This is a genomic window from Ramlibacter sp. (assembly GCF_028292805.1).
Classification (GTDB): Bacteria; Pseudomonadota; Gammaproteobacteria; order Burkholderiales; family Burkholderiaceae_C; genus Ramlibacter.
In genome coordinates this window covers 1-22,312 of sequence record NZ_JAQGLS010000061.1, presented here as the reverse complement: position 1 = coordinate 22,312, position 22,312 = coordinate 1, and the positions used below count along the sequence as shown (strand labels likewise).

The following is a 22,312-nucleotide window of genomic DNA, read 5'->3' as shown; positions in this document are numbered from 1 at the left end:
ACGATTGCATCGGAGGTCAGCTTTCCCTGTTCGCCAAGATCCTTGAGCGCACCCACCGGCACGCCCAGGCCTTGAGCTAGTTTGCGCGCCAGGTACTCCGAGTTCTCCATGAGCGACGTCAGCTCGTCCCCGTTCAGCTGGCCCTTCCCCATCGCCTGGCCGAACTGCCGCATGGTCGAGGCGGTTTCCTGCACAGAAGCGCCGGACACCCGCATGGCCTTTGCCACCAACTCCGTGAGGCGCAGCGTGTCCTCCTGCGTGCCGCCCATGGCCTGCATGGAGGAGTTCAGCCGCGTGAACAGGGTGATGTTTGCGGACAGGCTGGTCGACGTCCGCTGGCTGATGGCGACCAGGGCGCCGAATGCAACAGACCCGGCCTCGACGCTGCCGGTGGCGATCTCTACGCGCGACGACAGCAGGCGGAACTCGTCGGCCAGCTTCGCCGCCTTCAGCGTCATGAGTGCGGCAGCCAGGATGGCGACGCCGGCGGCAACCGGCGTCAGGCGAGCCCTGAACGAGTCGAGCTCCTTCGTGGTCTTGCCCAGCTCGGCGCTGACCCGCCGCTGGTTGGCGATCATCTCGCCGGTGTCCAGCGAGACGCTGTAGTACAGCTCACCTACTTTTTCAGCCACGCTCAGGCTCCTTCATGCGGGTCGGCGCCGTAGCGTGGACATAGCCATCCTCCACCAGCATCGATCACTTCCCCTCGGGGTTGTTGGGGTCGTAGGCGGCCCAGGCAGCGGCTTCGACGGCGTCTCCGCCGAAGCGGTTGACGTCGACGTACGGGCGTGCCTCACGCTCGATGCCTGCCATCGGGTTATTCGGGTCGTACCCGTGGAAGGGGTTGATTGCGCGGGCGTTGGTGACGGCCGGCGCGTTGTGCGCGGTGGCGAAGCGGGACACGTAGCCCTGCGCATCAGTCAACGCCTTGACCGCCGCGGCTGGGTTCGTTGGCGTTCAGCGCGGCGAGCGCCTTGTTCACGGTGCTGGTGGCGAGCTCGCGCAGGAGAGAGGCGTCGCGTTCCTGGGGGGTCATGTGGGTCATTGCGTTGGCGGTGCTGGTGGTGGGCGCAGCGGGTGCCGAGGTCGGCGCCGGCGCGTGCGAGGCAATGGGTTGATGCTGGGGAGCCGTCTTGCCTTCGGCAAGTCCGACAGCGAACATGGGTTCGGAGCGCTGGGTCATGGTCATTCCTTTGGTACGGTTGCGGCCTGGTCTGCGGCCTGGTGCTCCAGCCACACCACCTCTTCCTGAGCGGCGCGGACCGCCGCCTCCTGCGTGGCGAGCGCGGCCATCGCCGCCCGGAGCAGGTTCTTGGGCGCTCCCTGCATCGCATCGTCGTGCTGTCGGTACTCCAGGCTGCCGGGCAGGTTCGGCCGCGCTGCGGTCAGCCAATCGACATGGGCCTGCCACTTCGCAACGGTCGCAGTGAGCTCGCGGGCAGCAGCGCTTTCCGTCTCGAGGCGAGCGCGCGCCTGCTGCAGCTCGGGGTGCTGGACCTGCGGCACCGTCACTCTCCGGCGAAGGCGCTGGCCTTCAGGCGTTCGACTTGACGCTCAAATGCGTCCGCCGCGGTGACGGAAGGATGCAACTCGTACAGCGAGAAGCGCTCGCCGTAGCCGCGGCCAGCGGCCGCCGTCGCCGCGTGGTAGGACTGCACTGCGGCCCGGCATTGCTCCAGGGCCTGCAAGGCGGCAGCCTCGGCGATCGCCGCCTTCGCGTTGACGATGCCTTGCACCGCCCGCTGCGTCTCCTTGTCGCGGGACACAAGGGCCGCTTCCGCGTCCGCGACTTTGGCCTCCAGTTCGGGCCGCGCGGTGCGCAGCGCGTCGACGGTGGCGGCGGGGCCGAGCAGCAGCCCCTCGGCATCCGCCACCTTGGCGGCCGGTTCCTTGCGGTACCCCATGGCCGCGAGGATCGACGTCCGCTGCGCGCTCTGCGCTTCCTCGACCTTCGCCTCTGCCTCCCGGAGGTCGGTGTCGAGCCTGGCCAGCTCGCCGCGCGCAGCCTGCGCCGCCTTGGTGGCCTCCACCTGTGCCGTGGATGCGCCGCGCCAGTTCTGGCGGGCCTTCTCGAGCGCCGCGTCGCCGGTCAGCAGCCGATCCAGCTCCGCCAGTTCGCGCCGGGCCGCCGCCAGCTCGCCCTGCGCCTGCGTGACTTGGCTCTTCGCGCGGCTCAGGTTGCCCTGCGCTTGCCCGTGCGCGAAGTTGGCCGGCATGTCCTTCGGGTCGGCCTCCACTGCAGCCGTGAGGCGGGCGAACTCGGCCTCGGCGCGCGTGGCGCCTTGCTCGCGAGAGGTCAGGGTTTCGGTCGCCGCCTTGACACGCGCAGCGGCGGCGGCGTGGCGGGCTTGGAGGGTGGTTTGCTGGGTCATGGGTCCAATGAGAGGGAGGGGTTGCGCAATTCCGGACCCTGTTTTTGCGCAGTTGCGCCCGGTCGGAGATTCAAGGCTTCGCTGGTGCGGGTGTCCGCAGTGCGGAGCGAGATGCCGTAGCGCACGTGGAGCTCGTAGCCGGCAGCGGCGCGCGTCTTGCGCTTGTCCATCAACTGCCGGGCGTGGCGAACCGCGGCCAGGTGCTCGAAGGCCTTCCTGCTGCTGCGCGTGCCGTGGTCCATCAGGATGCTGCGGGCGAGCGTTTCGCCGCACTTGTCGAACAGGGCGGCCAGGGTTTCGGGGTTCACGCCTCTTCCCCGATGAGCGCCAGCAGCTTCTTGCTCCTGAGCCGGGCGCCCTTCGGCGGGCGGGGCAGCACCTGGCGTGCGCGGCGCTGCACCTCCCGCTCCAGCCATTCCGGCGACTCGGCGACAGGATGGTGCGTGCAGGTCGTGAAACCCTCACCGCGCACGATGCGGAGGAACGTCGTCGCAGCAACCGTCGACGGCGCGGCGATGCGCACCTGTATGACCTTGTCGGCCAGCTCGAACACCGACACGGGAATGGCGGGCCGGGGCCCCACCTTGGGCCGGACGTCCTCGGCGAAGACCACGCGCTGCACCGTCGGCGCGATGCGCACGGCCATGATGCTGTCGAGGCTGACCTCCTTGACCTCGTCGACCTCGTCGGGCGCTTCTGCCTCGTCGTCCTCGCAGTCCTCGAGGGAGAAGCCGGCCGCCCTGAAAAGAGCGCGCCAGTGCCGCAGGTCGTCGGCATCCAGCGCGGCACGGGCGTCGACAAGGTCGCGGCGTTGGCGCATCGGCGCGGGGTCGGCGGGCGGCACCCAGGCGACCACGCGAAACTCGCCGGCCGTGTCAAGGGTGGCGGTGACGGTGGCAGACCACTCGCCTGCGTCGAAGACCAGCGGAGCGCTTGCGTCGCTGGCGGCCGCAGCAGCAGCACCCGCTCGGGACGGGGGGTTCTGTGATGGGTGTGGGGTCTCCCTGCGGCCGCTCACCCCGCGGGCAGTGGGCGCGCGGCGGAGCACACCTCCGCCGAAACCAGAAGCTGCGCCCGGACTTCAAACTGAAGCCTTGGTTTCTGCCATCACTTCACCCGTCGTTCTTGAACTGGGTGGCTGCTGATGCTGGAGGATGCCGACCCCGACCCCGACCCCGACCCCACCCCAACGCGGGGCTGCGGCCGTATTCGGTGCATCCTCCAACTCGGGGCAGCTCTGCATGGTCCGCCGTCCGGGACCAGCCGCAGCGGCCGTGCGGCGGTAGAAGGACTCGGGCTGAGGGCGCTTCGGCGCATTCGGGCCCGGCAACTAGCCCGCCAGCCTCCCCGCCGCCTTCTTCAAGGCCTCGGCGAAGTCCTTCGCCGCCGGTTTGGCCTGCGCGCCGCGGCGCGACACCAGGTAAAGGTCCAGGTGCACCGCCGGCTCCACCAGCATCGCCACCCCGAGGCCATGGCGCAGGCACTCGTCCAGGGCGAACGAGGGCAGGACGGCATGGCCGTGGCTGGCCTGCACCATGCCGATCATGGTGCCGATCAGGTTCATGCGTGGGCGCTCCTGCGGCGCGACGCCCAGATGGGCCAGGTGTTTCTCGATCAGCGCCTGGATGGGGTTGTCCACGGGCAGGCTCACCATGGACAGCTGCTTGAGGCTGCTCCAGGGGCGGCTGTGCCCCAAGCCCGGCGGCTCGGCGCCCGGCGGGTCGATGCGCATCAGGCGAAAGCGGCACAGCGGCTCGCGCAGCAGTCCCGCGGCGGATTTGATGAAGAAGCCAAGGCCGATGTCCGCCTCCTCCTCCAGCACCTTGCGACGCACCGTGTTCACATCCACATCGGCCAGTTGCACACGCACCGTGGGGTGGCTCCCGGCGAAGGCACGGATCACCGCTGGCAAGAGCGTGGCCGACACCATCGGCGTGGCGGCCACGTGCAGGCGCGAGCGCACGGCAGCCTCGGCGCCGCCGATCACCGCCTCCAGGCTGCGCAGCTCGCCGACGATGCGCTCGGCGACCGGCTGCAGTCGGTGGCCTGCGTCGGTGAGCGTCACCGATCGCGTGGTGCGCTCGAACAGGCGCGCACCCATCTGGTCCTCCAGCTCCTTCACCAGCATGCTCACGCCCGAAGGCGACATGGGAATGCTTTCGGCTGCCTTGGCGAAGCTCTGCAGCCGGCAGATTTCCAGGAATGCCAGCAGCTGCCGGCTGCTGACATTCATGAGTTTTCTTGAGGAGTTCATCAGAATGTTCCGTTTGATTCAGGTCAAGGAACCGAATCTAATTCTCCACCAAACGCGGCGCCGCCGCGCAAAAGCACGACCTCGACAGGAAACGATGAAAAAGAGTGAAGCAGCAGCGGCGGCCCACGACGCCGAGGTGGTGATCGTCGGCGGGGGGCCGGTAGGAATGGGCTTGGCCATCGAGCTGGGCCAGCGCGGCGTGCGCTGCATCGTGGTGGAACGTTATCCGCAGCCGCAACCCGTTCCCAAGGGGCAGAACCTCACGCAAAGGACGATGGAGCACTTGCATTTCTGGGGTGCCGAGCAACAGTTGCGGGCTGCGCGAACGATCCCGCCGGAGTACGGCATCGGCGGCCTCACGGCCTATGGCACGCTGCTGGGCCCCTACCACTACGACTGGCTGCAGCGTGACCTGGTCAGGCCTTACTACTTCACCGCCAACGAGCGGCTCCCCCAGTACGCCACCGAGGCGGTGCTGCGCGCCCGCGCCGCCGAGTTGCCCGCGGTCCAAGCGCTGTACGGGTGGGACGTGGAGCACGTGGCCCAGGACGCGGCAGCGACGACGGTCACCGTCCGCGAGCGCAAGGGAGGGGCCCGCCGAGTGCTGCGGGCGCCCTATGCGGTCGGTTGCGACGGCAGCCGCTCTGTTGTTCGCGAGCAGGCCGCCATTACCCAGACCCGCACTGACCACGACCGCGTCATGGTGCTGCTTGTGTTTCGCTCGCGCCAGCTGCACGAGCTGTTGCAGCGCTATCCCGGCAAGAGCTACTACAACGTGCTGCAGCCGCAGCTCGAGGGCTACTGGAAGTTCCTGGGTCGGGTGGACCTGGGCAGCACCTGGTTTTTCCACGCGCCGGTGCCGGCCGGCACCACGGCGGACAACTTCGACTTCAAGGCCTTCCTGAACGAGGCCGTGGGCGCGGAATTCGAGGTGGACTTCGAGCACATCGGCTTCTGGGACCTGCGCTTCGCGCTGGCCGATACCTACCGCGCCGGGCGTCTCTTCATCGCCGGCGACGCCGCCCACAGCCATCCCCCGTATGGAGGCTATGGCGTCAACTCCGGGCTCGAGGATGCGCGCAACCTGGGCTGGAAGCTGGCCGCCACGCTGCAGGGCTGGGGCGGCGACGCACTGCTGGACTCGTACGAAGGCGAGCGACGGCCGGTGTTTGCCTCGACCATCGACGATTTCATCGCCAAGTCGATCGCAAACGACCACGCATTCCTGGAAGCCTGCGACCCGGCGCGCGACCAAGCCGCGTTCGAGCAGGCCTGGCAGGCGCGCGCCCAGGGCGCGGTTGGCGAGGTGCACGCGTTCGAACCGCATTACGAGGGTTCGCCGGTGGTGTGGCGCGATGGCCGGGCGGGTGCCTGCAGCGCGAAAGGTTCGCACCGCTTCGACGCCCGCGCCGGCCACCACCTGGCACCGGCGGTGCTGGCCGACGGCAGCAACGTGTTCGAGGCGCTGGGCGCCGGCTTCACCTTGCTGGCCTTGGACGCCGATGCCGACGCCGTAGCGGCCTTCCGCGCTGCCGCGGCGGAGCTGGGGCTGCCGCTCACGGTGGTGGAGCATCCGGCCACGGGCGAAGCTGCGCGCTATGCCGCCCGCTGGGTGTTGGTGCGGCCGGACCAGTTCGTTGCCTGGGCTGGCAACGAAACCCGCCCCACGGCAGATCTGGTCCGACAGGTGCTCGCCCTGGCACAGGGTCGTGCCCCGCGGACAACTCCCTGAACGTCCAGGATGACGCAATGATGAACGACACCCGCACTCCATCCCACACGCGCGGCAAGGCGCCGCGCCTGGCGCTCGGGGCCGGCGCCGCCGCCCTGGCGGAGGCGGGACGCCGACACTGACGCCAACACTGACGCCAACACTGACGCCGACACTGACGCCAACACTGGCGCAGGCGCAGGCGCAGGACAGTTGCCCAGCGGCCCGGTGAAGATCGTCGTGCGTTCGGGCTCGACATCCTGGGCCGCACCATCGGCCAGCAGTCGCGCAAGTGGCGCCAGCCCGTTGTGGTGGAAAGCCGGCCGGCGAACTCTGCGCTTCGAATCTCACCGCTTCCGCCTGGAGGTCAATCCGGGACCTACTCGGGCGTGGGGCGTTCCGGCCCGGGTTTTCGGTGGCATCGCGTGCGCTGGCGCACTCGCTTTGGGCAAGCGTCGTTGTGGCCGCCCGATCACGTGCCTATGCTTTTCACATGGGCCGGTTCCACTCATCCAAATCCGCCGACGCGCAGTTCGCCCCGAACTGCGCGCACTCGTACCAGCCGAAGTTGACGCGCGCGCCGCTTTGGTTCTGCTCGCTGCTGGCGAGCACCCAGCGCGAGCAGCTGCGTTTTCGCGACGAGCTGGCGGCGATGCGGGGCGCCTGGCCGCTGCTCATGAGGCGCAACGGCGGCCAGTGGACGCTGGAGGACAAGGACCAGCTCAAGCGCATGGTGCGCTCGGTCTCTTCGGTCAGCCCTTACCTGTTGATCTGGGCCGTGCCAGGGTCGGTGCTGCTGCTGCCGTTCCTGGCGTGGTTCCTGGACAGCCGCAGGAGGCGCAAGAGCTAAAGCCAGAGATGGATCCCGGCTCAAGCGCCGGGACGACAGGACTCAGCCCGCGACGGGCCACAGCTGCACCGGCGAGCGGCGGATGAAGGAAGGGTCGCGCTGCTCATGGTCGGCAGGATGCGAGAAGAGCATGTCGCAGCCGAACATGTCGTCGTCGCTGCCCAGCAGGTGCTCGCGGTAGCCCAGGTCGCGCACGTGCTCGGAAAAGAAAGCCACCTGGCGGTAGCCGTCCAGCTCGCCCTGGGCGAACAGGATGCCGTCGCTGACCAACCCCAGCTGCAGTCCGAGCCGGTTGGTGCTCGGGATGTGCCGGGCCATCGCGAAAGCGCGCGCGACGCTGTCGAATCCGGCCGGGGGGTCTTGCAACAGGTTCATCCCGGCAACATAAGGGTGCCGCCTGCCGCAAGCTGTAGGACGCGGCCGCGATCAGCCGCGCAGCAAGCCCTTGCGCTCGATGAACTCCACCACCTGCGCCAGCCCGTCGCGCGTCTTCAGGTTGGTCATCACGAAGGGCTTGTCGCGGCGCATGCGCTTCGTGTCAGCTTGCATCACGCCCAGGTCGGCGCCCACGTACGGGGCCAGATCGGTCTTGTTGATGACGAACAGGTCGCTCTTGGTGATGCCCGGCCCGCCCTTGCGCGGGATCTTCTCGCCGGCCGCCACGTCGATCACGTAGATCGTCAGGTCCGACAGCTCGGGGCTGAAGGTGGCGGCCAGGTTGTCGCCGCCCGATTCCACGAACACGATGTCGGCATCCGGGAAGTCCACCAGCATCCGGTCGATCGCCTCCAGGTTGATCGAGGCGTCCTCGCGGATCGCCGTGTGCGGGCAGCCGCCGGTCTCCACGCCCATGATCCGCTCGGCCGGCAGCGCGCCGCTGACGGTCAGAATGCGCTGGTCTTCCTTGGTGTAGATGTCGTTGGTGATGGCGACCAGGTCGTAGCGCTCGCGCATCGCCTTGCACAGCATCTCCAGCAACGTGGTCTTGCCGCAACCGACGGGTCCGCCGATGCCCACCCGCAGCGGTGGCAGCGTCTTGGTGCGGTGGGCGATGTGGTGGAGCAGGGCGGTCATGAGCGGAACAATCGGGAGTACTGGGTTTCATGCCGGGCCGACAGGATGGCCAGCATGGGCGTGAACGACTGGCGATGCTCGTCGTCAAGCGAAAGCGCATGGTCGACGGCGGCCGGGATCTGCAGCGCCAGCCGGCCCAGGATGCGCTGGCCGGACGACTGCCCCAGCGGCACCGACTTGAGCGCGGACTGCATCATGTTCTCGGCCCAGCCGAACGCAAAGGCCAGCAGCACCTGGCGCACCGGGGCCGTGCCTTGCGCGGCCGCCGAAGCGAAGGCGACCGGGTAGGTCGGCGTCTCGGCCGCGCGTTCGGCCGGCTGCAGCGAGCGGGCCCACTCCATCAGCGAGCGGCCCATCTGCTCGGTCTGCTGGCGCAGCTCGCTGGTCTCGCGGCTGCTGCGCACCCAGGCGTCCAGGCGGGTCAAGGTGGGTTGGTCGCCGGCGCGCCAGGCGGTCACGGCCTGCGCCAGCACGGCCAGGTCGGAGCGCGCCAGGGCCAGGTGCAGCTGGTCGACCAGCCAGTCGCCGGCCGTGGTTTCGTCGTGCACCAGGCCAGCCTCGATCGCGGCTTCCAGTCCTTCGGAATACGAAAAGCCGCCCACCGGCAGCGCCGGCGAGGCCAGCCAGATCAGCTGCAGCAAGGCTGCATCAGTGGTCGTGGTGGTGGCCATGGGCGCCGTGGTGGTGGCCGTGCCCTGCATGCGCGCCGTGCGAACCGTAGGCGCCGCCTTCGGGCTCGAACGCTTCGCTGGCCTCGCGCAGTTCCAGGTGCATGGCGCGCAGCATGTCGGCCAGCACGTGGTCGGGCTCGATCTTCAGGTGATCGGGCCTCAGCTCGATGGGAACGTGCCGGTTGCCCAGGTGGTAGGCCGCGCGCGTCAGGTCGAAGGCGGTGCCGTGTGCCGCGCAGTGCGTGATCACCAGCACAGCCTGCGGCGCGGCGATCACGCGGACCATGGAACCGTCCTGCGCCACCAGCACGTCGCCGCCACGCACCAGCGTGCCGCGCGGCAGGAACACGCCCAGGTGACGGCCCCGCGAATCGGTGGCGTCGAAGCGGCTTTTCTGCCGCACGTCCCAGTCCAGTTCGACGGTGGCTGCGCGTTTCAACAGGACCGGGGCCAGCCCATGGCCGCCAGCGAGGATCTTTCCGACTTGCAACATCATGCCGTGATCCTAGAACAGGAAGTAGCGCTGCGCCATCGGCAGCACCGTGGCCGGCTCGCAGGTGAGCAGCTGACCGTCGGCGCGCACGGCGTAGCTCTGGGCGTCGATCTCCATCGTCGGCAGGTACGCGTTGTGCACCATGTGCTGCTTGCGCACGGCGCGGATGTCCTTGACGGCGCTGACCATCTTGGCCAGGCCGAAGCGTGCCTTCACGCCCGCCGCCATGCCGGCCTGCGAGATGAAGGTGATGGAGCCGCGCGCCAGCGCGCCGCCGAAGCTGCCGAACATGGGCCGGTAGTGCACCGGCTGCGGCGTCGGGATCGAGGCATTGGGGTCACCCATCGCCGCCATCGCGATGAAGCCGCCCTTGAGGATCAGCGCCGGCTTGACGCCGAAGAAGGCCGGCTTCCAGATCACGAGGTCGGCCCACTTGCCCGGCTCGATGCTGCCGACTTCGTGGCTGATGCCGTGCGCGATCGCCGGGTTGATGGTGTATTTGGCGATGTAGCGCTTGGCGCGGAAGTTGTCATTCCTGGCGTTTTCCTGCGCAGCAGGACCAGACGCTCCCTTCTCCCGCTGGGAGAGCGGTCCGGGGCGAGGGCTCGGCGCGAGCCAGCCGCGCTGCGCCTTCATCTTGTGCGCCGTCTGCCAGGTGCGCAGGATCACCTCGCCGACCCGGCCCATGGCCTGCGAGTCGCTGGACATCATGCTGATGGCGCCCAGGTCGTGCAGGATGTCCTCCGCGGCGATGGTTTCCTTGCGGATGCGGCTTTCGGCGAACGCCAGGTCTTCCGGGATCGAAGGATCCAGGTGGTGGCAGACCATCAGCATGTCGACGTGCTCGTCGAGCGTGTTGACGGTGTAGGGCATCGTCGGGTTGGTCGACGAGGGCAGGAAATTGGCCTCGCCCACCACCCGCAGGATGTCGGGCGCGTGGCCGCCGCCGGCGCCCTCGGTGTGGAAGGCGCACAGGCCGCGGCCCTTGGTGGCGGCAATCGTGTTCTCGACGAAGCCGGATTCGTTCAGCGTGTCGGAGTGGATCGCCACCTGCACGTCGAGTTCGTCGGCCACGTCCAGGCAGTTGCTGATGGCGGCGGGCGTCGAGCCCCAGTCCTCGTGCAGCTTCAGGCCGATCACGCCGGCCTCGACCTGCTCGCGCAGCGGCTGTGGCAGGCTGGCGTTGCCTTTGCCGAGAAATCCAAGGTTCATCGGGAAGGCATCGGCCGCCTGCAGCATGCGCTCGATGTTCCAGGGGCCGGGCGTGCAGGTGGTGGCAAAGGTGCCGGTGGCCGGGCCGGTGCCGCCGCCCAGCATGGTGGTGACGCCGGAGGCCAGTGCTTCCTCGATCTGCTGCGGGCAGATGAAGTGGATGTGGCTGTCGATGCCACCGGCGGTGACGATCGCGCCTTCGCAGCTGATGATCTCGGTGCCGGGGCCGATGACGATGTCCACGCCCGGCTGGGTGTCCGGGTTGCCGGCCTTGCCGATGGCGGCGATCCGCCCGTTCTTCAAGCCGATGTCGGCCTTGACGATGCCCCAGTGGTCGATCACCAGCGCGTTGGTCAGCACGGTGTCGACCACGCCCTCGGCCCGGGTGCGCTGCGACTGCGCCATGCCGTCGCGGATGGTCTTGCCGCCGCCGAACTTGACCTCTTCGCCGTAGCCGCCGGCGCGCAAGCTGTAGTCGTCCTCGACCTCGATCACCAGCCCGGTGTCGGCCAGCCGCACGCGGTCGCCGGTGGTCGGGCCGAACATCTGCGCGTAAGCGCGGCGCGGAATCGTTGCCATCAGAGTTTTCCTTGCACCAGGCCGCGGAAGCCGTACACGTTGCGGCCGCCGCCGTAGTCGACCAGTTCCACCGTGCGCTGCTGGCCCGGCTCGAACCGCACCGCGGTGCCCGAGGCGATGTTCAGCCGCATGCCGCGTGCCGCGTCACGGGCGAACCGCAGCGCGCCGTTGGTTTCGGCGAAGTGGTAATGCGAGCCGACCTGAATCGGCCGGTCAGCGGTGTTCTGCACCACCAGGATCAGCGTGCGGCGCTTGGGATTGAGGACGTGGTCGCCGTCGTCCGTGAACAGTTCACCGGGAATCATGGCGGCCTCAGGCCAGGCGGGCCAGCAAGGTGGCGCCGAGCAGCGCCACGCCGGCGCCGGAGATGCGCGGCAGCCAGCAGTGCCGCGTGAGCACCAGCCGGCCCACGGCCAGGCCCGCCAGGTGCAAGCCGGCGGACGCCAGCAGCATCCCGGCCAGCGCCGGCCATTGCGCGCCGCCCGCGAGCTCGATGCCGTGCGCGGTGCCATGGAAGAAGGCGAAGCCGCCGACCAGACCGACGGCCGCCACCAGCGGCAACCCGCGGCGCGTGGCGACCAGCAGGCCCAGCACCAGCAGCGAGGCGGCGAGCATCGGCTCGATCGCCGGCACCTGCAGGTCGGCCAAGCCCGCGATGGCGCCGAGCGCCAGCAGGGCGACGAAGCCGGCGGGCGCCAGCCAGGCGGGCCGCACGGCCAGCGCGCTCCACATGCCCACGGCCAGCATCGCAGCCAGGTGGTCGGCGCCGGCCAGCGGATGCAGCAGGCCGGCCAGAAAGGCCGAATGCCCGTGGCCGCCGGCGCCGGCGCCGGTGTGGGCCGCAGCGGCGGTGGAAAGCGCGGCAGCCGCGGCGAAGAGGAAGAGTCGCATGGAAGTCCTGGGGATGGTCATCAGACGATCGGCTGGTGCACGGTGACGAGCTTGGTGCCGTCGGGGAAGGTGGCTTCGACCTGGATCTCGGGGATCATTTCGGCGATGCCGTCCATGACGTCGTCACGCGTGAGGATGGAGCGGCCTTCGCTCATGAGATGGGCAACCGTCTTGCCGTCGCGGGCGCCTTCCATCACGGCGGCGGAAATCAGCGCCAGCGCTTCCGGGTAATTGAGCTTCAGGCCGCGGGCGCGGCGGCGCTCGGCCAGCAGGGCGGCGGTGAACAGCAGCAGCTTGTCTTTTTCGCGGGGGGTCAGTTCCATGGCGCATGGCTTGTTGCAAGAGGCGGGCCATGGTCTTTTTCCTCTCCCCTCTGGGGACACGGTAGGGTGAGGGGCAGCTCCGGGCATGGAACCTGCACCTGTGGTGCGTGAACCAGACCATCCCGATCGTTCCGCTGGACCTGAACGGCGCACCGCAGCGCGTGGTGAAGGTGCGGCGCGACTACAACAGCTGGGTCGGCAGCGAGACCATGGAGGACTACGCGCTGCGCTACACGCCGCAGCGGTTTCGCAAGTGGTCGCCGTTCCGCGTCGCCAACACCGCCTTCGGCGCGGCCTCGTTCCTGATCCTGGAGGCGGTCGGCGCCACGCTGCTGGTGCAGTACGGCTTCATGAACGCCTTCTGGGCGATCCTGGTCACCGGGCTGATCATCTTCCTGGCCGGCCTGCCGATCAGCATCTACGCCGCCCGCCACGGCGTGGACATGGACCTGCTCACGCGCGGCGCCGGCTTCGGCTACATCGGCTCGACGCTCACCTCGCTGATTTACGCCAGCTTCACCTTCATCTTCTTCGCGCTGGAGGCGGCGGTGATGGCCTATGCGCTGGAGCTGGCGCTGGGCATCCCACCGAGCTGGGGCTACCTGGTCTGCGCCCTGGTCGTGATCCCGCTGGTGACCCACGGCGTCTCCACCATCAGCAAGCTGCAGGCATGGACCCAGCCGCTGTGGCTGGTGATGCTGGTCGTGCCTTTTTGCTATGTGCTGGCGCGCGATCCTGGTGCATTCGCGGGAATCACGCACTACCGCGGGGAAAAGTCGTCCGGCGGCGGCTTCGACCTGCACCTGTTCGGTGCCGCCCTGACGGTCGGCATCGCGTTGATCACGCAAATGGGCGAGCAGGCCGACTATCTGCGCTTCATGCCGGCGCGCAGCGCCGCGAACCGGCGCGGCTGGTGGCTGGCGGTGCTGGCCGGCGGGCCCGGCTGGGTGGTGCTCGGCGTGGCGAAGATGCTGGGCGGGGCGCTGCTGGCCTACCTGGCGATCACCCACATGGTGCCGATCGACCGCGTTGTCGACCCCAACCAGATGTACCTGGCAGCCTACGAATACGTCTTTCCGCACTACGGGTGGGCGGTGGCGGCCACCGCGCTGTTCGTGGTGGTCTCGCAGCTGAAGATCAACGTGACCAACGCCTATGCCGGTTCGCTGGCCTGGTCCAACTTCTTCTCGCGCGTCACCCACAGCCACCCCGGGCGGGTGGTCTGGGTGGTCTTCAACACGCTGATCGCCTTCATGCTGATGGAGATGAACGTGTTCCAGGCGCTGGGCGACGTGTTGGGCCTGTACTCCAACATCGCCATCGCCTGGATCATGGCGGTGGTGGCCGACCTGGTGGTGAACAAGCCGCTGGGGTTGTCGCCCAAGGGCATCGAGTTCAAGCGCGCCCACCTGTACGACATCAACCCGGTCGGCGTCGGCGCGATGGCGCTGGCCTCGGTGCTGTCCATCAGCGCCTACCTGGGCGTGTTCGGGCCGCTGGCGCAGGCGTTCTCCGCGGTGATCGCGATGGCGGTGGCGCTCGTCACGGCGCCGGCGATCGCCTGGGCGACGAAGGGCCGGTATTACATTGCGCGCGGGGACGGCGCCGCAAGGCGCGACGACCTGGTGCTGCAACGCTGCGTCGTCTGCGAGCGCGACTACGAAGGCCCCGACATGGCGCATTGCCCGGCTTACCAGGGCCCGATCTGCTCGCTGTGCTGCACGCTCGACGCGCGCTGCGGCGACCTGTGCAAGCCGCACGCGAGCCTGGCGGCGCAGTGGTCGGGCGCCATGCGCTGGCTGCTGCCGCGGCGCGTCTGGCCTTACCTCGACACGGGCCTGGGCCACTTCCTGCTGCTGATGCTGGTGGTGGCGCCGTTGCTGGGTGCGCTGTTCGGGCTGCTGTACCACCAGGAGGTGCAGGCGGCCGAGCCGGGCTGGGCCGGCGCCGCCGCGCTGCGCGCCACCTTCCTCAAGGCCTACCTGGCGCTGCTGCTGGTGGCCGGCATCGTCGCCTGGTGGCTGGTGCTGGCGCACAAGAGCCGGCAGGTGGCGCAGGAGGAGTCGAACCGGCAGACCCATTTGCTGATGCGCGAGATCGACTCGCACCGCCAGACCGACGAGGCGCTGCAGCAGGCCAAGCAGCTGGCCGACCAGGCCAACCAGGCCAAGAGCCGCTACATCAGCGCCATCAGCCACGAGCTGCGCACGCCGTTGAACAGCATCCTGGGCTACGCCCAGCTGATGGGCGAGGACGCTGGCATTCCGCCCAAGCGCAAGCACGCCGTCAACGTGATCCTGCGCGGCGGCGAGCACCTGTTGTCGCTGATCGAAGGCACGCTGGACATCGCCCGGATCGAGAGCGGCAAGCTGACCTTGAACGTCAGGCCGATGCGCTTTGCCGACTTCGTGCACGAGGTGGCCGGCCTGTTCGAGGTGCAGGCGGCGGCGAAGGGGCTGGCCTTCCGCTTCGAAGCCGAGGGCGTGCTGCCGGAAGTGGTGCGGGCCGACGAGAAGCGGGTGCGGCAGATCCTGATCAACCTGCTGGGCAACGGCATCAAGTTCACCGCGCGCGGGCAAGTGGTGTTCCGCGTGCGCTATGCGCGCGAGATGGCGCTGTTCGAAGTCGAGGACACCGGCCCCGGCCTCACCGAGCAGGAGCTGGCGCAGATCTTCGAGCCGTTCGCGCGCGGCGACAGCGCGGCCCAGTCGGCGCCCGGCGCCGGGCTGGGCCTGACCATGGCCAAGATGCTGACCGACCTGATGGGCGGCGAGCTGACCGCCACCAGCACGCCCGGCGTCGGCTCGGTGTTCCGCGTGCGGCTGTTCCTGCCCGAGGTGCATGCCGCCGCGGCGCGGCAGGTGCGCGCGTCGCAACTGCGGCGCGCTTACCAAGGCGCGCGCCGCAAGATCCTGGTGGTGGACAACGAGGAGGCCGACCGCGAGGTGCTGTTGCACCTGCTGGAGCCGCTGGGTTTCGAGCTGCGCACCGCCGCCAGCGGCCACGACGCACTCGACCTGGTCGCCGCCGGCCTGCGGCCGGACGCGATCCTGATGGACCTGGCCATGCCCGGCATCGACGGCTGGGAAACCATCCGCCGCCTGCGCCGCCTGGGCCATCTCGACGCCAAGGTGGCGATCGTCTCGGCCAATGCCTTCGACAAGGCGCTGGAGAACGACATGGGCATCCGGCCGGACGACTTCATCACCAAGCCGGTGCGGCACAGTGAACTGCTCGACTGGCTGGAGCGGCAGCTGGCGTTGCGCTGGCTGCAGGAGCCGGCGGCCACGGCGGCGCCGGCGGCCCAGCCCGCAGCCTGGCAGTGGCCGCTGCCGGCACTGCTGGCGCCGCTGCAGCAGGCCGTGCAACTGGGCTACTACCGCGGCATCCTGAACCAGCTGGATGCGATCGACACGGCCCAGCCCGAGTGCGCGGGCTTTACCGCCGCCATGCGCGAGCTGGCGCGCAAGTTCCAGTTCGAGGCGATCGCGCGGGCGCTGGCCGGCGCCGAGTTGGGTCCATGAGCGCGGTGCTCGATCGCGCCAACGGCGACGTCGTGCTGATCGTGGACGACGTGCCGGACAATCTGTCGGTGCTGCACGACGCGCTGGACGAATCGGGCTACACCGTGCTGGTGGCCACCAGCGGCGAGGCCGCGCTGCAGCGCGCCGCCCAGGCGCTGCCGGACATCGTGCTGCTCGACGCGATGATGCCGGGTCTGGACGGCTTCGAGGTGGCGCGGCGCCTGAAGGCCGACCCGCTGACGGCCAACATCCCGATCATTTTCATGACCGGCCTGACCGACACCGAGCACCTGGTGGCCGCGCTGGAGGCGGGCGGCGTCGACTACGTCACCAAGCCGATCAAGCCCAAGGAGGTGCTGGCGCGCATGACGGTGCACCTGCAGGGCGCGCGGCTGGCGCGGCAGACCCGCAATGCGCTGGACGCCTTCGGCTACGCCAGCATCGCGGTGCGCGCCAGTGACGGGCGGCTGATGTGGCAGACGCCGCTGGCGCGCGACCTGCTCGCGGCGTACTACGGCACCAGCGCGCCGGCCACGCCCGGGCCGATCCTGGACTGGCTGCGCCGCCACCTGCGCGAAGCCGAAAGCAACATCGAGCCGCCGCGGCTGGCGGCCGAACAGGGGGCGCGGCGCCTGAGCATCCGGCTGCACCAGCAGACCGGTGACGACGACTGGCTGATCGTGATGCGCGAGGTGTCGGACGCCGCGGTGATCGAATCGATGAGCCTGGCCTTCAAGCTGACCGCGCGCGAGGCGCAGGTGCTGTATTGGGTGGTGAAAGGCAAGATCAACCGCGACATCGCCGACATCCTGGGCGCGAGCCCGGCCACCGTGAAAAAGCACCTGGAGCGCATCTTCGCCAAGCTGGGCGTGGAGACGCGCACGGCGGCGGCGGGCATGGCGATGAACCGGATCCGGCGGCTGCACCCGCAGTTCGAGGGGTAGACCTTGCCATCCCGGGCGCCAGCCGGAACCCATGCCGTCGTCAAGCGCGGGACTGGAGTGCGGGCCCGGCCGCAAACAAGGGTGGCGTCAGGCCCGCGCCTTGCGCGTGAACCGCGGCAGCGCGCGCCGCCGCGTCAGCAGCATGGCCGCGCCCAGTACCGCGCTGCCGGCGGCTACCAGGGTGCCGGGGTTCAGGGAGCGGGCGATGCTACTGGCCATTTCCGGGGCCCGGCGGCCGGCCAGTTCCAGCCGGCGCCTGGTCATGCGCGCGCCCAGCTCGGGCAGCCGGTCGGGAATCAGCCGCTCGGCGGCGGGCAGCAGCATGGTCTCCTCGTCCGCCACGTGGTGCAGCACGTGCCGCATCAGCTCGAAGAAGGTGGCGTCGTAGGACAGGTCGCCAACGGGCATGTGGCGCAGGCGCGAGATCAGGCCGCGCATCTCGTCGTGCTCGGGGGCGGCCTTGCGCAGCATCTCGGTGTCGGCCACCACCCGCAGCGCGGGGTAGAACAGCTCTTCTTCCAGTTGCGTGTGGATCTCCAGCGCCAGGCAGACGTTGTCGGCCAGGCCTTTCTTCAGCCGCGCCGGCGAGTCGACCTCGTACTGGTGGAACGCCGACAGCACGTGCGTGTGGTCCAGGCGGATCAGGTTGGTGATGCTGGGCGACAACTGGGTCAGCAGCGACGTCATGGTTCGAAATCGGTTGGTGGAGCGGGCCGCTGCCGATTTGAGTCGCGGCACGGCCGCCAGCTTGTCGGACAAGACGGGCAAGCCCTGTAGTGCGGCCGCCGGCAGAGGCAGACGTGGCCCAGCCATACGCCATGTGCCGTATGGCCGCAACGCGAGCGCGTCCCTAGCATTGGACCTGCCCCTTCCCACCGCGCCTCTTTTTTCCGGAGAACTGCCAGATGCAACGTCGTTTCACCCTCCAGGCCTTTGCCGCCGCGGTCGCCCTCGCTGGCGCCGGCCTGCCGGCCTTCGCGCAGTCCAAAGACACCATCAAGGTCGGCATCCTGCACAGCCTGTCCGGCACGATGGCCATTTCCGAGACCGTCTTGAAGGACACGGCCTTGATGGCCATCGAGGAAATCAACGCCAAGGGCGGGGTGCTCGGCCGCAAGCTCGAGCCGGTGGTGGTCGACCCGGCCTCCAACTGGCCGTTGTTCGCCGAAAAAACCAAGCAGCTGCTGACACAGGACAAGGTAGCCGTGATGTTCGGCTGCTGGACCTCGGTCTCGCGCAAGTCGGTGCTGCCGGTGGTCGAGGAACTGAACGGCCTGCTGTTCTACCCGGTGCAGTACGAAGGTGAAGAGCTGTCCAAGAACGTGTTCTACACGGGCGCGGCGCCCAACCAGCAAGCCATTCCCGCGGTGGAATACCTGATGTCCAAGGACGGCGGCAGCGCCAAGCGCTTCGTGCTGCTGGGCACCGACTACGTGTACCCGCGCACCACCAACAAGATCCTGCGCGCCTTCCTCAAGTCCAAGGGCATCGCCGACGCGGACATCATGGAGGAGTACACCCCCTTCGGGCACGCCGACTACCAGACCATCATCGGCAAGATCAAGAAGTTCTCCGGCGAAGGCAAGAAGACGGCGGTGATCTCCACCATCAACGGCGACTCCAACGTGCCGTTCTACAAGGAACTGGGCAACGCCGGGCTGAAGGCCAAGGACGTGCCGGTCGTCGCCTTCTCGGTGGGTGAAGAGGAACTGCGCGGGGTCGATACCAAGCCGCTGGTGGGCCACCTGGCCGCCTGGAACTACTTCATGTCGGTCAAGAACCCGACCAACACCGAGTTCACCAGGAAGTGGGCGGCCTATGCCAAGGCCAAGAACATCCCCGGCCACAAGGACAAGCCGCTGACCAACGACCCGATGGAAGCGACCTACATCGGCGTGAAGATGTGGGCCCAGGCCGTCGAGAAGGCCAAGTCGACCGACGTCGACAAAGTCATCGCCGCCATGGCCGGCCAGACTGTCAAGGCGCCATCGGGCTTCACCGCCACCATGGACATGAAGAACCACCACCTGCACAAGCCGGTCTTCATCGGCGAAGTCAAGGCCGACGGCCAGTTCAACGTGGTCTGGAAGACCCCGGGCCCGGTCAAGGCCAAGCCCTGGTCGCCGTACATCGAAGGCAACGACAAGAAGAAGGACGAGCCGGACGGCAAGTCGAAGGTGTAAGTCCGATTCCCTGCCGGCCCGGCCGCGAGCCGGGATCCAGCGGCGGCGCCGACGCCGCTGGATTGCGGATCGAGCCCGCAATCACAGGTTCTCCAGGTGTCTGCACGGTGGGCAGCGCGCTGCCCACCCTACAGGTTGCTTCATGATCAACAGACTGCTTTTGCTGCTCGCGCTGTGCCTCCCCGCCGGCGCGCAGGCCCTCACCGCCGACCAGGCCGCCGCGATGGCGATCGGCGACTCCGACGCCCGCATCGAGGCCTTGAACCGGGCCGCCGCCGACGACAAGACGGCCGCCTTCATCCAGGCACTGTCCGACGATGCCGTCAAGACCGCTGGCGGCAAGGCCTTCGTCGTGCGCGACGACAAGGCGAGCGACCCGGTCACCGGCGCTGCCGCCACACTGCCGCCCGATGCCGAAGACGTGGTCAACAACAACCGGGTGCGTGGCGAGCTCGACACCGCGCTGGCGGCGCTCAAGCTGTTTTCCAACGACCGGGCGGTGCGTGCCGCCGCCGTCACGCAGCTGCAAAAGGAGTCCGACCAAGCCAGGCTGCCGCTGATCGAGAAGGCATATGCGGTGGAACAGGACGCTGCGATCAAGGACCAGCTCGCCCTGGTGCGCGCCGCCGCCCTGCTGGGCAGCGCAGACCAGGGCCGCCGGCTGGAGGCCGCGCGCCTGCTGGCTGGCAGCACCAACCCCGCCACCCGCAACCTGCTGCAGCAACGGCTGGCCACTGAATCGGAGCCCGAGGTCAAGGCCGCCCTGCAGGCATCGATCCGCGGCATTGCCGACTCGCTGGCCTGGGGCGAACGCGCCGCCGCCGTGTTCTCGGGCATCAGCCTGGGCTCCATCCTGCTGCTGGTGGCGCTGGGACTGGCCATCACCTACGGCTTGATGGGCGTGATCAACATGGCGCACGGCGAGCTGATGATGATCGGCGCCTACGCCACCTACGTGGTGCAGAACCTGTTTCGCCAGTACCTGCCTGGCGCTTTCGACTGGTACCTGGTGGCGGCGGTGCCGACCGCCTTCGCCGCCGCGGCGCTGATGGGCGCGATTCTGGAGCGCGGCGTGATCCGCTTTCTCTACGGCCGCCCACTGGAGACGCTGCTGGCCACCTGGGGCATCAGCCTGATGCTGATGCAGCTGGTGCGCACGCTGTTCGGCGCGCAGAACGTGGGCGTGGAAAACCCGGCCTGGATGAGCGGCGGCATCCTCCTCATGGGCAACGTGCAGCTGCCCTGGAACCGCATCGTCATCATCGGTTTCGCTGTCGCCGTGCTGTTCGGGATGGCACTGCTGATCTCGCGCAGCCGGCTCGGCCTGTTCGTGCGGGGCGTCACCCAGAACCGGGCCATCGCCTCCTGCATGGGGGTGAACACGGCGCGCGTGGACACCTATGCCTTCGCGCTCGGCTCCGGCATCGCCGGCCTGGCCGGCTGCGCTCTGAGCCAGGTCGGCAACGTCGGGCCGGACCTGGGCCAGGCCTACATCGTCGACGCCTTCATGGTGGTGGTGCTGGGCGGTGTCGGCCAGCTCGCCGGCACCGTCTACGCGGCGCTGGGTCTGGGCGTGCTCAACAAGTTCATCGAAGGCTGGGCCGGCGCCGTGCTGGCCAAGATCGCGGTGCTGGTGCTGATCGTGGTCGTTATTCAGAAGCGGCCGCAAGGACTGTTCGCGGTCAAGGGACGGAGTGCGGAAGCATGAGCGCGGTGTTGCCTACGAATGGAATCTTGGAACCCTCCCCTGGGGGCGGGCAGGGTGGGGGCGCTGCGGCGGCCACCGAGCCGGTGGCGGTGATGGAAGCGCCGCGCGCCCCCACCCCAGCTCTCCCCCAGGGAAGGAGGGAGCAAGCCCAGCGCGCGCCGCTGATGACGAACACGGGTTGGGCCACCTTCCTCACTGCCTTGATCCTGGTCTGCGCCGTGGCTCCCCTGCTGAACCTGGTGGTGCCGCAGGCCAGCCCGTTCCACATGAGCGACTACGCGGTGGCGCTGGTCGGCAAGACCATGTGCTACGCCATCTGCGCGCTGGCGATGGACCTGATCTGGGGCTACACCGGCATCCTGTCGCTGGGCCACGGGCTGTTCTTCGCGCTGGGCGGCTACGCGATGGGCATGTACCTGATGCGGCAGATCGGCCGCGACGGCAACTACAAGAGCGACCTGCCGGACTTCATGGTGTTCCTGGACTGGAAAGAGCTGCCCTGGCACTGGACCTTCTCCGACAGCTTCATCGCGACGCTGTTCCTGATCGTCGCCGTGCCCGGCATCGTCGCCTTCGTGTTCGGCTACTTCGCCTTCCGCTCGCGCATCAAGGGCGTGTACTTCTCGATCATCACGCAGGCGCTGACTTTCGCCGCCATGCTGCTGTTCTTTCGCAACGAGACCGGCTTTGGCGGCAACAACGGCTTCACCGACTTCAAGCGCATCGTGGGCATCGCCATCGCCACGCCACAAACGCGCATGACCTTGTTCGTGGCGACCGGCCTGGTGCTGCTCGGGTGCTACCTGCTGGCCCGCTGGCTGGTGTCCAGCAAGTTCGGCCGCGTGCTGCGGGCGATCCGCGACGCCGAAACACGCGTCATGTTTTCGGGCTACAACCCGATCGGCTACAAGCTCGCGATCTGGACCCTGTCGGCCATGATGTGCGGCGTGGCCGGCGCGCTCTACGTGCCCCAGGTCGGCATCATCAACCCCGGCGAGATGAGCCCGGCCAACTCGATCGAGATCGCGATCTGGGCGGCAGTGGGCGGCCGCGCCACGCTGATCGGCCCGATCGTCGGCGCCTTCGTGGTCAACGGCGCCAAGAGCTGGCTGACGGTGGCGGCGCCCGAGTTCTGGCTGTACTTCCTGGGCGCGCTGTTCATCGCGGTCACGCTGTTCCTGCCCAACGGTGTGGTGGGCCTGGTCAAGAAGTTGGCGACCAGGAAGTCGCCATGACGCCCGACCTGATGGAAGATGGCGCACGCCGCGCGGCGGCGCTGGCGCGGCCGGTGTCGGGCAACACCGAGTCGGGCGGCCGTGCCGCGGGCTTCGGCCGGCCGCTGGTGCCGGGCGAGGTGGACACCGCCCACGGCCGCATCCTGTACCTGGAAGACGTCAGCGTCAGCTTCGACGGCTTTCGCGCCATCAACAAACTGTCGCTGGACATCGCGCCCGGCGAGCTGCGCTGCATCATCGGCCCGAACGGCGCCGGCAAGACCACGATGATGGACATCATCACCGGCA

Annotated in this window: 24 protein-coding genes and 1 pseudogene; 8 read left to right on the top strand and 17 right to left on the bottom strand. The window is 68.7% G+C overall.

What is annotated here, in order from left to right; translation table 11 throughout:
- The 8 genes from JWP65_RS03290 to JWP65_RS03255 all read right to left on the bottom strand — a co-directional run.
- A partial coding sequence (locus JWP65_RS03290; protein ID WP_299760316.1) for a tape measure protein occupies window positions 1-578 on the bottom strand: 578 nt, incomplete at its 3' end.
- A gap of 118 nt (window positions 579-696) precedes the next feature.
- Window positions 697-924 carry a hypothetical protein gene (locus JWP65_RS03285; RefSeq protein WP_299760314.1) on the bottom strand — a complete coding sequence of 76 codons (228 nt, stop codon included), beginning with the start codon at window positions 922-924 and terminating at the stop codon, window positions 697-699.
- Window positions 917-1,183: a hypothetical protein gene (locus JWP65_RS03280; protein ID WP_299760312.1), complete on the bottom strand. Its 267-nt coding sequence runs from the start codon at window positions 1,181-1,183 to the stop codon at window positions 917-919. Before JWP65_RS03280 ends, JWP65_RS03285 begins: the two co-directional genes overlap by 8 nt.
- Window positions 1,184-1,185: 2 nt before the next feature.
- Complete coding sequence (locus JWP65_RS03275; protein WP_299760310.1) at window positions 1,186-1,506, bottom strand: hypothetical protein; 321 nt, start codon at window positions 1,504-1,506, stop codon at window positions 1,186-1,188.
- 2 nt (window positions 1,507-1,508) lie between these two features.
- Entirely contained in the window at window positions 1,509-2,372 is an 864-nt protein-coding gene (locus tag JWP65_RS03270) for a hypothetical protein (RefSeq protein WP_299760308.1), read from the bottom strand.
- Window positions 2,369-2,680 (bottom strand): hypothetical protein, encoded by a 312-nt coding sequence (locus tag JWP65_RS03265; protein WP_299760306.1) that lies wholly within the window; start codon window positions 2,678-2,680, stop codon window positions 2,369-2,371. Before JWP65_RS03265 ends, JWP65_RS03270 begins: the two co-directional genes overlap by 4 nt.
- Complete coding sequence (locus JWP65_RS03260; protein ID WP_299760304.1) at window positions 2,677-3,228, bottom strand: hypothetical protein; 552 nt, start codon at window positions 3,226-3,228, stop codon at window positions 2,677-2,679. The genes JWP65_RS03265 and JWP65_RS03260 overlap by 4 nt, the downstream gene beginning before the upstream one ends.
- Before the next feature lie 474 nt (window positions 3,229-3,702).
- Window positions 3,703-4,605, bottom strand: coding sequence for a LysR family transcriptional regulator (locus JWP65_RS03255; RefSeq protein ID WP_299760302.1), 903 nt, complete (start codon window positions 4,603-4,605; stop codon window positions 3,703-3,705).
- A gap of 115 nt (window positions 4,606-4,720) precedes the next feature.
- Between JWP65_RS03255 and JWP65_RS03250 the strand changes: the two genes are divergently transcribed.
- Window positions 4,721-6,358 (top strand): FAD-dependent monooxygenase, encoded by a 1,638-nt coding sequence (locus tag JWP65_RS03250; protein WP_299760301.1) that lies wholly within the window; start codon window positions 4,721-4,723, stop codon window positions 6,356-6,358.
- 472 nt (window positions 6,359-6,830) lie between these two features.
- Window positions 6,831-7,187, top strand: coding sequence for a hypothetical protein (locus JWP65_RS03245; protein ID WP_299760300.1), 357 nt, complete (start codon window positions 6,831-6,833; stop codon window positions 7,185-7,187).
- A gap of 42 nt (window positions 7,188-7,229) precedes the next feature.
- Here the strand turns inward: JWP65_RS03245 and JWP65_RS03240 are convergent, their stop codons facing one another.
- The 8 genes and pseudogenes from JWP65_RS03240 to JWP65_RS03205 form a co-directional block, all read right to left on the bottom strand.
- Window positions 7,230-7,562 (bottom strand): hypothetical protein, encoded by a 333-nt coding sequence (locus JWP65_RS03240; RefSeq protein WP_299760299.1) that lies wholly within the window; start codon window positions 7,560-7,562, stop codon window positions 7,230-7,232.
- 51 nt (window positions 7,563-7,613) lie between these two features.
- Entirely contained in the window at window positions 7,614-8,261 is a 648-nt protein-coding gene (gene ureG / locus JWP65_RS03235) for an urease accessory protein UreG (RefSeq protein ID WP_299760298.1), read from the bottom strand.
- A complete protein-coding gene (locus JWP65_RS03230; protein ID WP_299760296.1) occupies window positions 8,258-8,932 on the bottom strand; it encodes an urease accessory protein UreF in 675 nt (224 codons plus the stop codon). Before JWP65_RS03230 ends, ureG begins: the two co-directional genes overlap by 4 nt.
- Window positions 8,913-9,425: pseudogene (gene ureE / locus JWP65_RS03225) on the bottom strand (urease accessory protein UreE); the annotation flags it as partial. The pseudogene ureE and the gene JWP65_RS03230, both read right to left, overlap by 20 nt.
- 12 nt (window positions 9,426-9,437) lie before the next feature.
- Entirely contained in the window at window positions 9,438-11,216 is a 1,779-nt protein-coding gene (ureC, locus tag JWP65_RS03220) for an urease subunit alpha (protein WP_299760294.1), read from the bottom strand.
- Window positions 11,216-11,521 (bottom strand): urease subunit beta, encoded by a 306-nt coding sequence (locus tag JWP65_RS03215; RefSeq protein ID WP_299760292.1) that lies wholly within the window; start codon window positions 11,519-11,521, stop codon window positions 11,216-11,218. The genes ureC and JWP65_RS03215 overlap by 1 nt, the downstream gene beginning before the upstream one ends.
- 7 nt (window positions 11,522-11,528) lie before the next feature.
- Entirely contained in the window at window positions 11,529-12,107 is a 579-nt protein-coding gene (locus JWP65_RS03210; RefSeq protein WP_299760290.1) for a HupE/UreJ family protein, read from the bottom strand.
- Window positions 12,108-12,127: 20 nt separating this feature from the next.
- Complete coding sequence (locus tag JWP65_RS03205; RefSeq protein WP_299760288.1) at window positions 12,128-12,430, bottom strand: urease subunit gamma; 303 nt, start codon at window positions 12,428-12,430, stop codon at window positions 12,128-12,130.
- A gap of 209 nt (window positions 12,431-12,639) precedes the next feature.
- On the opposite strand from JWP65_RS03205, the gene JWP65_RS03200 reads away from it, so the two are divergent.
- Both JWP65_RS03200 and JWP65_RS03195 read left to right on the top strand, forming a co-directional pair.
- A complete protein-coding gene (locus JWP65_RS03200) occupies window positions 12,640-15,954 on the top strand; it encodes an ATP-binding protein (RefSeq protein ID WP_299760318.1) in 3,315 nt (1,104 codons plus the stop codon).
- Window positions 15,951-16,898, top strand: coding sequence for a response regulator transcription factor (locus JWP65_RS03195; RefSeq protein WP_299760286.1), 948 nt, complete (start codon window positions 15,951-15,953; stop codon window positions 16,896-16,898). Before JWP65_RS03200 ends, JWP65_RS03195 begins: the two co-directional genes overlap by 4 nt.
- A gap of 87 nt (window positions 16,899-16,985) precedes the next feature.
- On the opposite strand, the gene JWP65_RS03190 is transcribed toward JWP65_RS03195, so the two are convergent.
- Entirely contained in the window at window positions 16,986-17,585 is a 600-nt protein-coding gene (locus tag JWP65_RS03190) for a hemerythrin domain-containing protein (RefSeq protein WP_299760284.1), read from the bottom strand.
- 218 nt (window positions 17,586-17,803) lie between these two features.
- Between JWP65_RS03190 and urtA the strand changes: the two genes are divergently transcribed.
- From urtA to JWP65_RS03170, 4 genes are all read left to right on the top strand, one after another.
- Window positions 17,804-19,081 (top strand): urea ABC transporter substrate-binding protein, encoded by a 1,278-nt coding sequence (urtA, locus tag JWP65_RS03185; protein ID WP_299760282.1) that lies wholly within the window; start codon window positions 17,804-17,806, stop codon window positions 19,079-19,081.
- 142 nt (window positions 19,082-19,223) lie between these two features.
- Window positions 19,224-20,789, top strand: a complete 1,566-nt coding sequence (urtB, locus tag JWP65_RS03180; protein ID WP_299760280.1) for an urea ABC transporter permease subunit UrtB — start codon at window positions 19,224-19,226, stop codon at window positions 20,787-20,789.
- 164 nt (window positions 20,790-20,953) lie between these two features.
- Entirely contained in the window at window positions 20,954-22,024 is a 1,071-nt protein-coding gene (gene urtC / locus JWP65_RS03175; RefSeq protein WP_299760278.1) for an urea ABC transporter permease subunit UrtC, read from the top strand.
- The coding region (locus JWP65_RS03170) for an ATP-binding cassette domain-containing protein (protein WP_299760276.1) at window positions 22,021-22,312 on the top strand (292 nt) is incomplete at its 3' end. The genes urtC and JWP65_RS03170, both read left to right, overlap by 4 nt.

Bases quoted from the DNA above. Each gene is read 5' to 3' on its own strand.
- urtB (WP_299760280.1), top strand. From the start codon at position 19,224: ATGATCAACAGACTGCTTTTGCTGCTCGCGCTGTGCCTCCCCGCCGGC.
- JWP65_RS03250 (WP_299760301.1), top strand. From the start codon at position 4,721: ATGAAAAAGAGTGAAGCAGCAGCGGCGGCCCACGACGCCGAGGTGGTG.
- urtC (WP_299760278.1), top strand. From the start codon at position 20,954: ATGACGAACACGGGTTGGGCCACCTTCCTCACTGCCTTGATCCTGGTC.
- urtA (WP_299760282.1), top strand. From the start codon at position 17,804: ATGCAACGTCGTTTCACCCTCCAGGCCTTTGCCGCCGCGGTCGCCCTC.
- JWP65_RS03230 (WP_299760296.1), bottom strand. From the start codon at position 8,932: ATGGCCACCACCACGACCACTGATGCAGCCTTGCTGCAGCTGATCTGG.
- JWP65_RS03195 (WP_299760286.1), top strand. From the start codon at position 15,951: ATGAGCGCGGTGCTCGATCGCGCCAACGGCGACGTCGTGCTGATCGTG.
- JWP65_RS03240 (WP_299760299.1), bottom strand. From the start codon at position 7,562: ATGAACCTGTTGCAAGACCCCCCGGCCGGATTCGACAGCGTCGCGCGC.
- JWP65_RS03215 (WP_299760292.1), bottom strand. From the start codon at position 11,521: ATGATTCCCGGTGAACTGTTCACGGACGACGGCGACCACGTCCTCAAT.
- ureC (WP_299760294.1), bottom strand. From the start codon at position 11,216: ATGGCAACGATTCCGCGCCGCGCTTACGCGCAGATGTTCGGCCCGACC.
- ureG (WP_299760298.1), bottom strand. From the start codon at position 8,261: ATGACCGCCCTGCTCCACCACATCGCCCACCGCACCAAGACGCTGCCA.
- JWP65_RS03200 (WP_299760318.1), top strand. From the start codon at position 12,640: ATGGAGGACTACGCGCTGCGCTACACGCCGCAGCGGTTTCGCAAGTGG.
- JWP65_RS03280 (WP_299760312.1), bottom strand. From the start codon at position 1,183: ATGACCCAGCGCTCCGAACCCATGTTCGCTGTCGGACTTGCCGAAGGC.
- JWP65_RS03255 (WP_299760302.1), bottom strand. From the start codon at position 4,605: ATGAATGTCAGCAGCCGGCAGCTGCTGGCATTCCTGGAAATCTGCCGG.
- JWP65_RS03190 (WP_299760284.1), bottom strand. From the start codon at position 17,585: ATGACGTCGCTGCTGACCCAGTTGTCGCCCAGCATCACCAACCTGATC.
- JWP65_RS03270 (WP_299760308.1), bottom strand. From the start codon at position 2,372: ATGACCCAGCAAACCACCCTCCAAGCCCGCCACGCCGCCGCCGCTGCG.
- JWP65_RS03210 (WP_299760290.1), bottom strand. From the start codon at position 12,107: ATGCGACTCTTCCTCTTCGCCGCGGCTGCCGCGCTTTCCACCGCCGCT.
- JWP65_RS03205 (WP_299760288.1), bottom strand. From the start codon at position 12,430: ATGGAACTGACCCCCCGCGAAAAAGACAAGCTGCTGCTGTTCACCGCC.
- JWP65_RS03245 (WP_299760300.1), top strand. From the start codon at position 6,831: ATGGGCCGGTTCCACTCATCCAAATCCGCCGACGCGCAGTTCGCCCCG.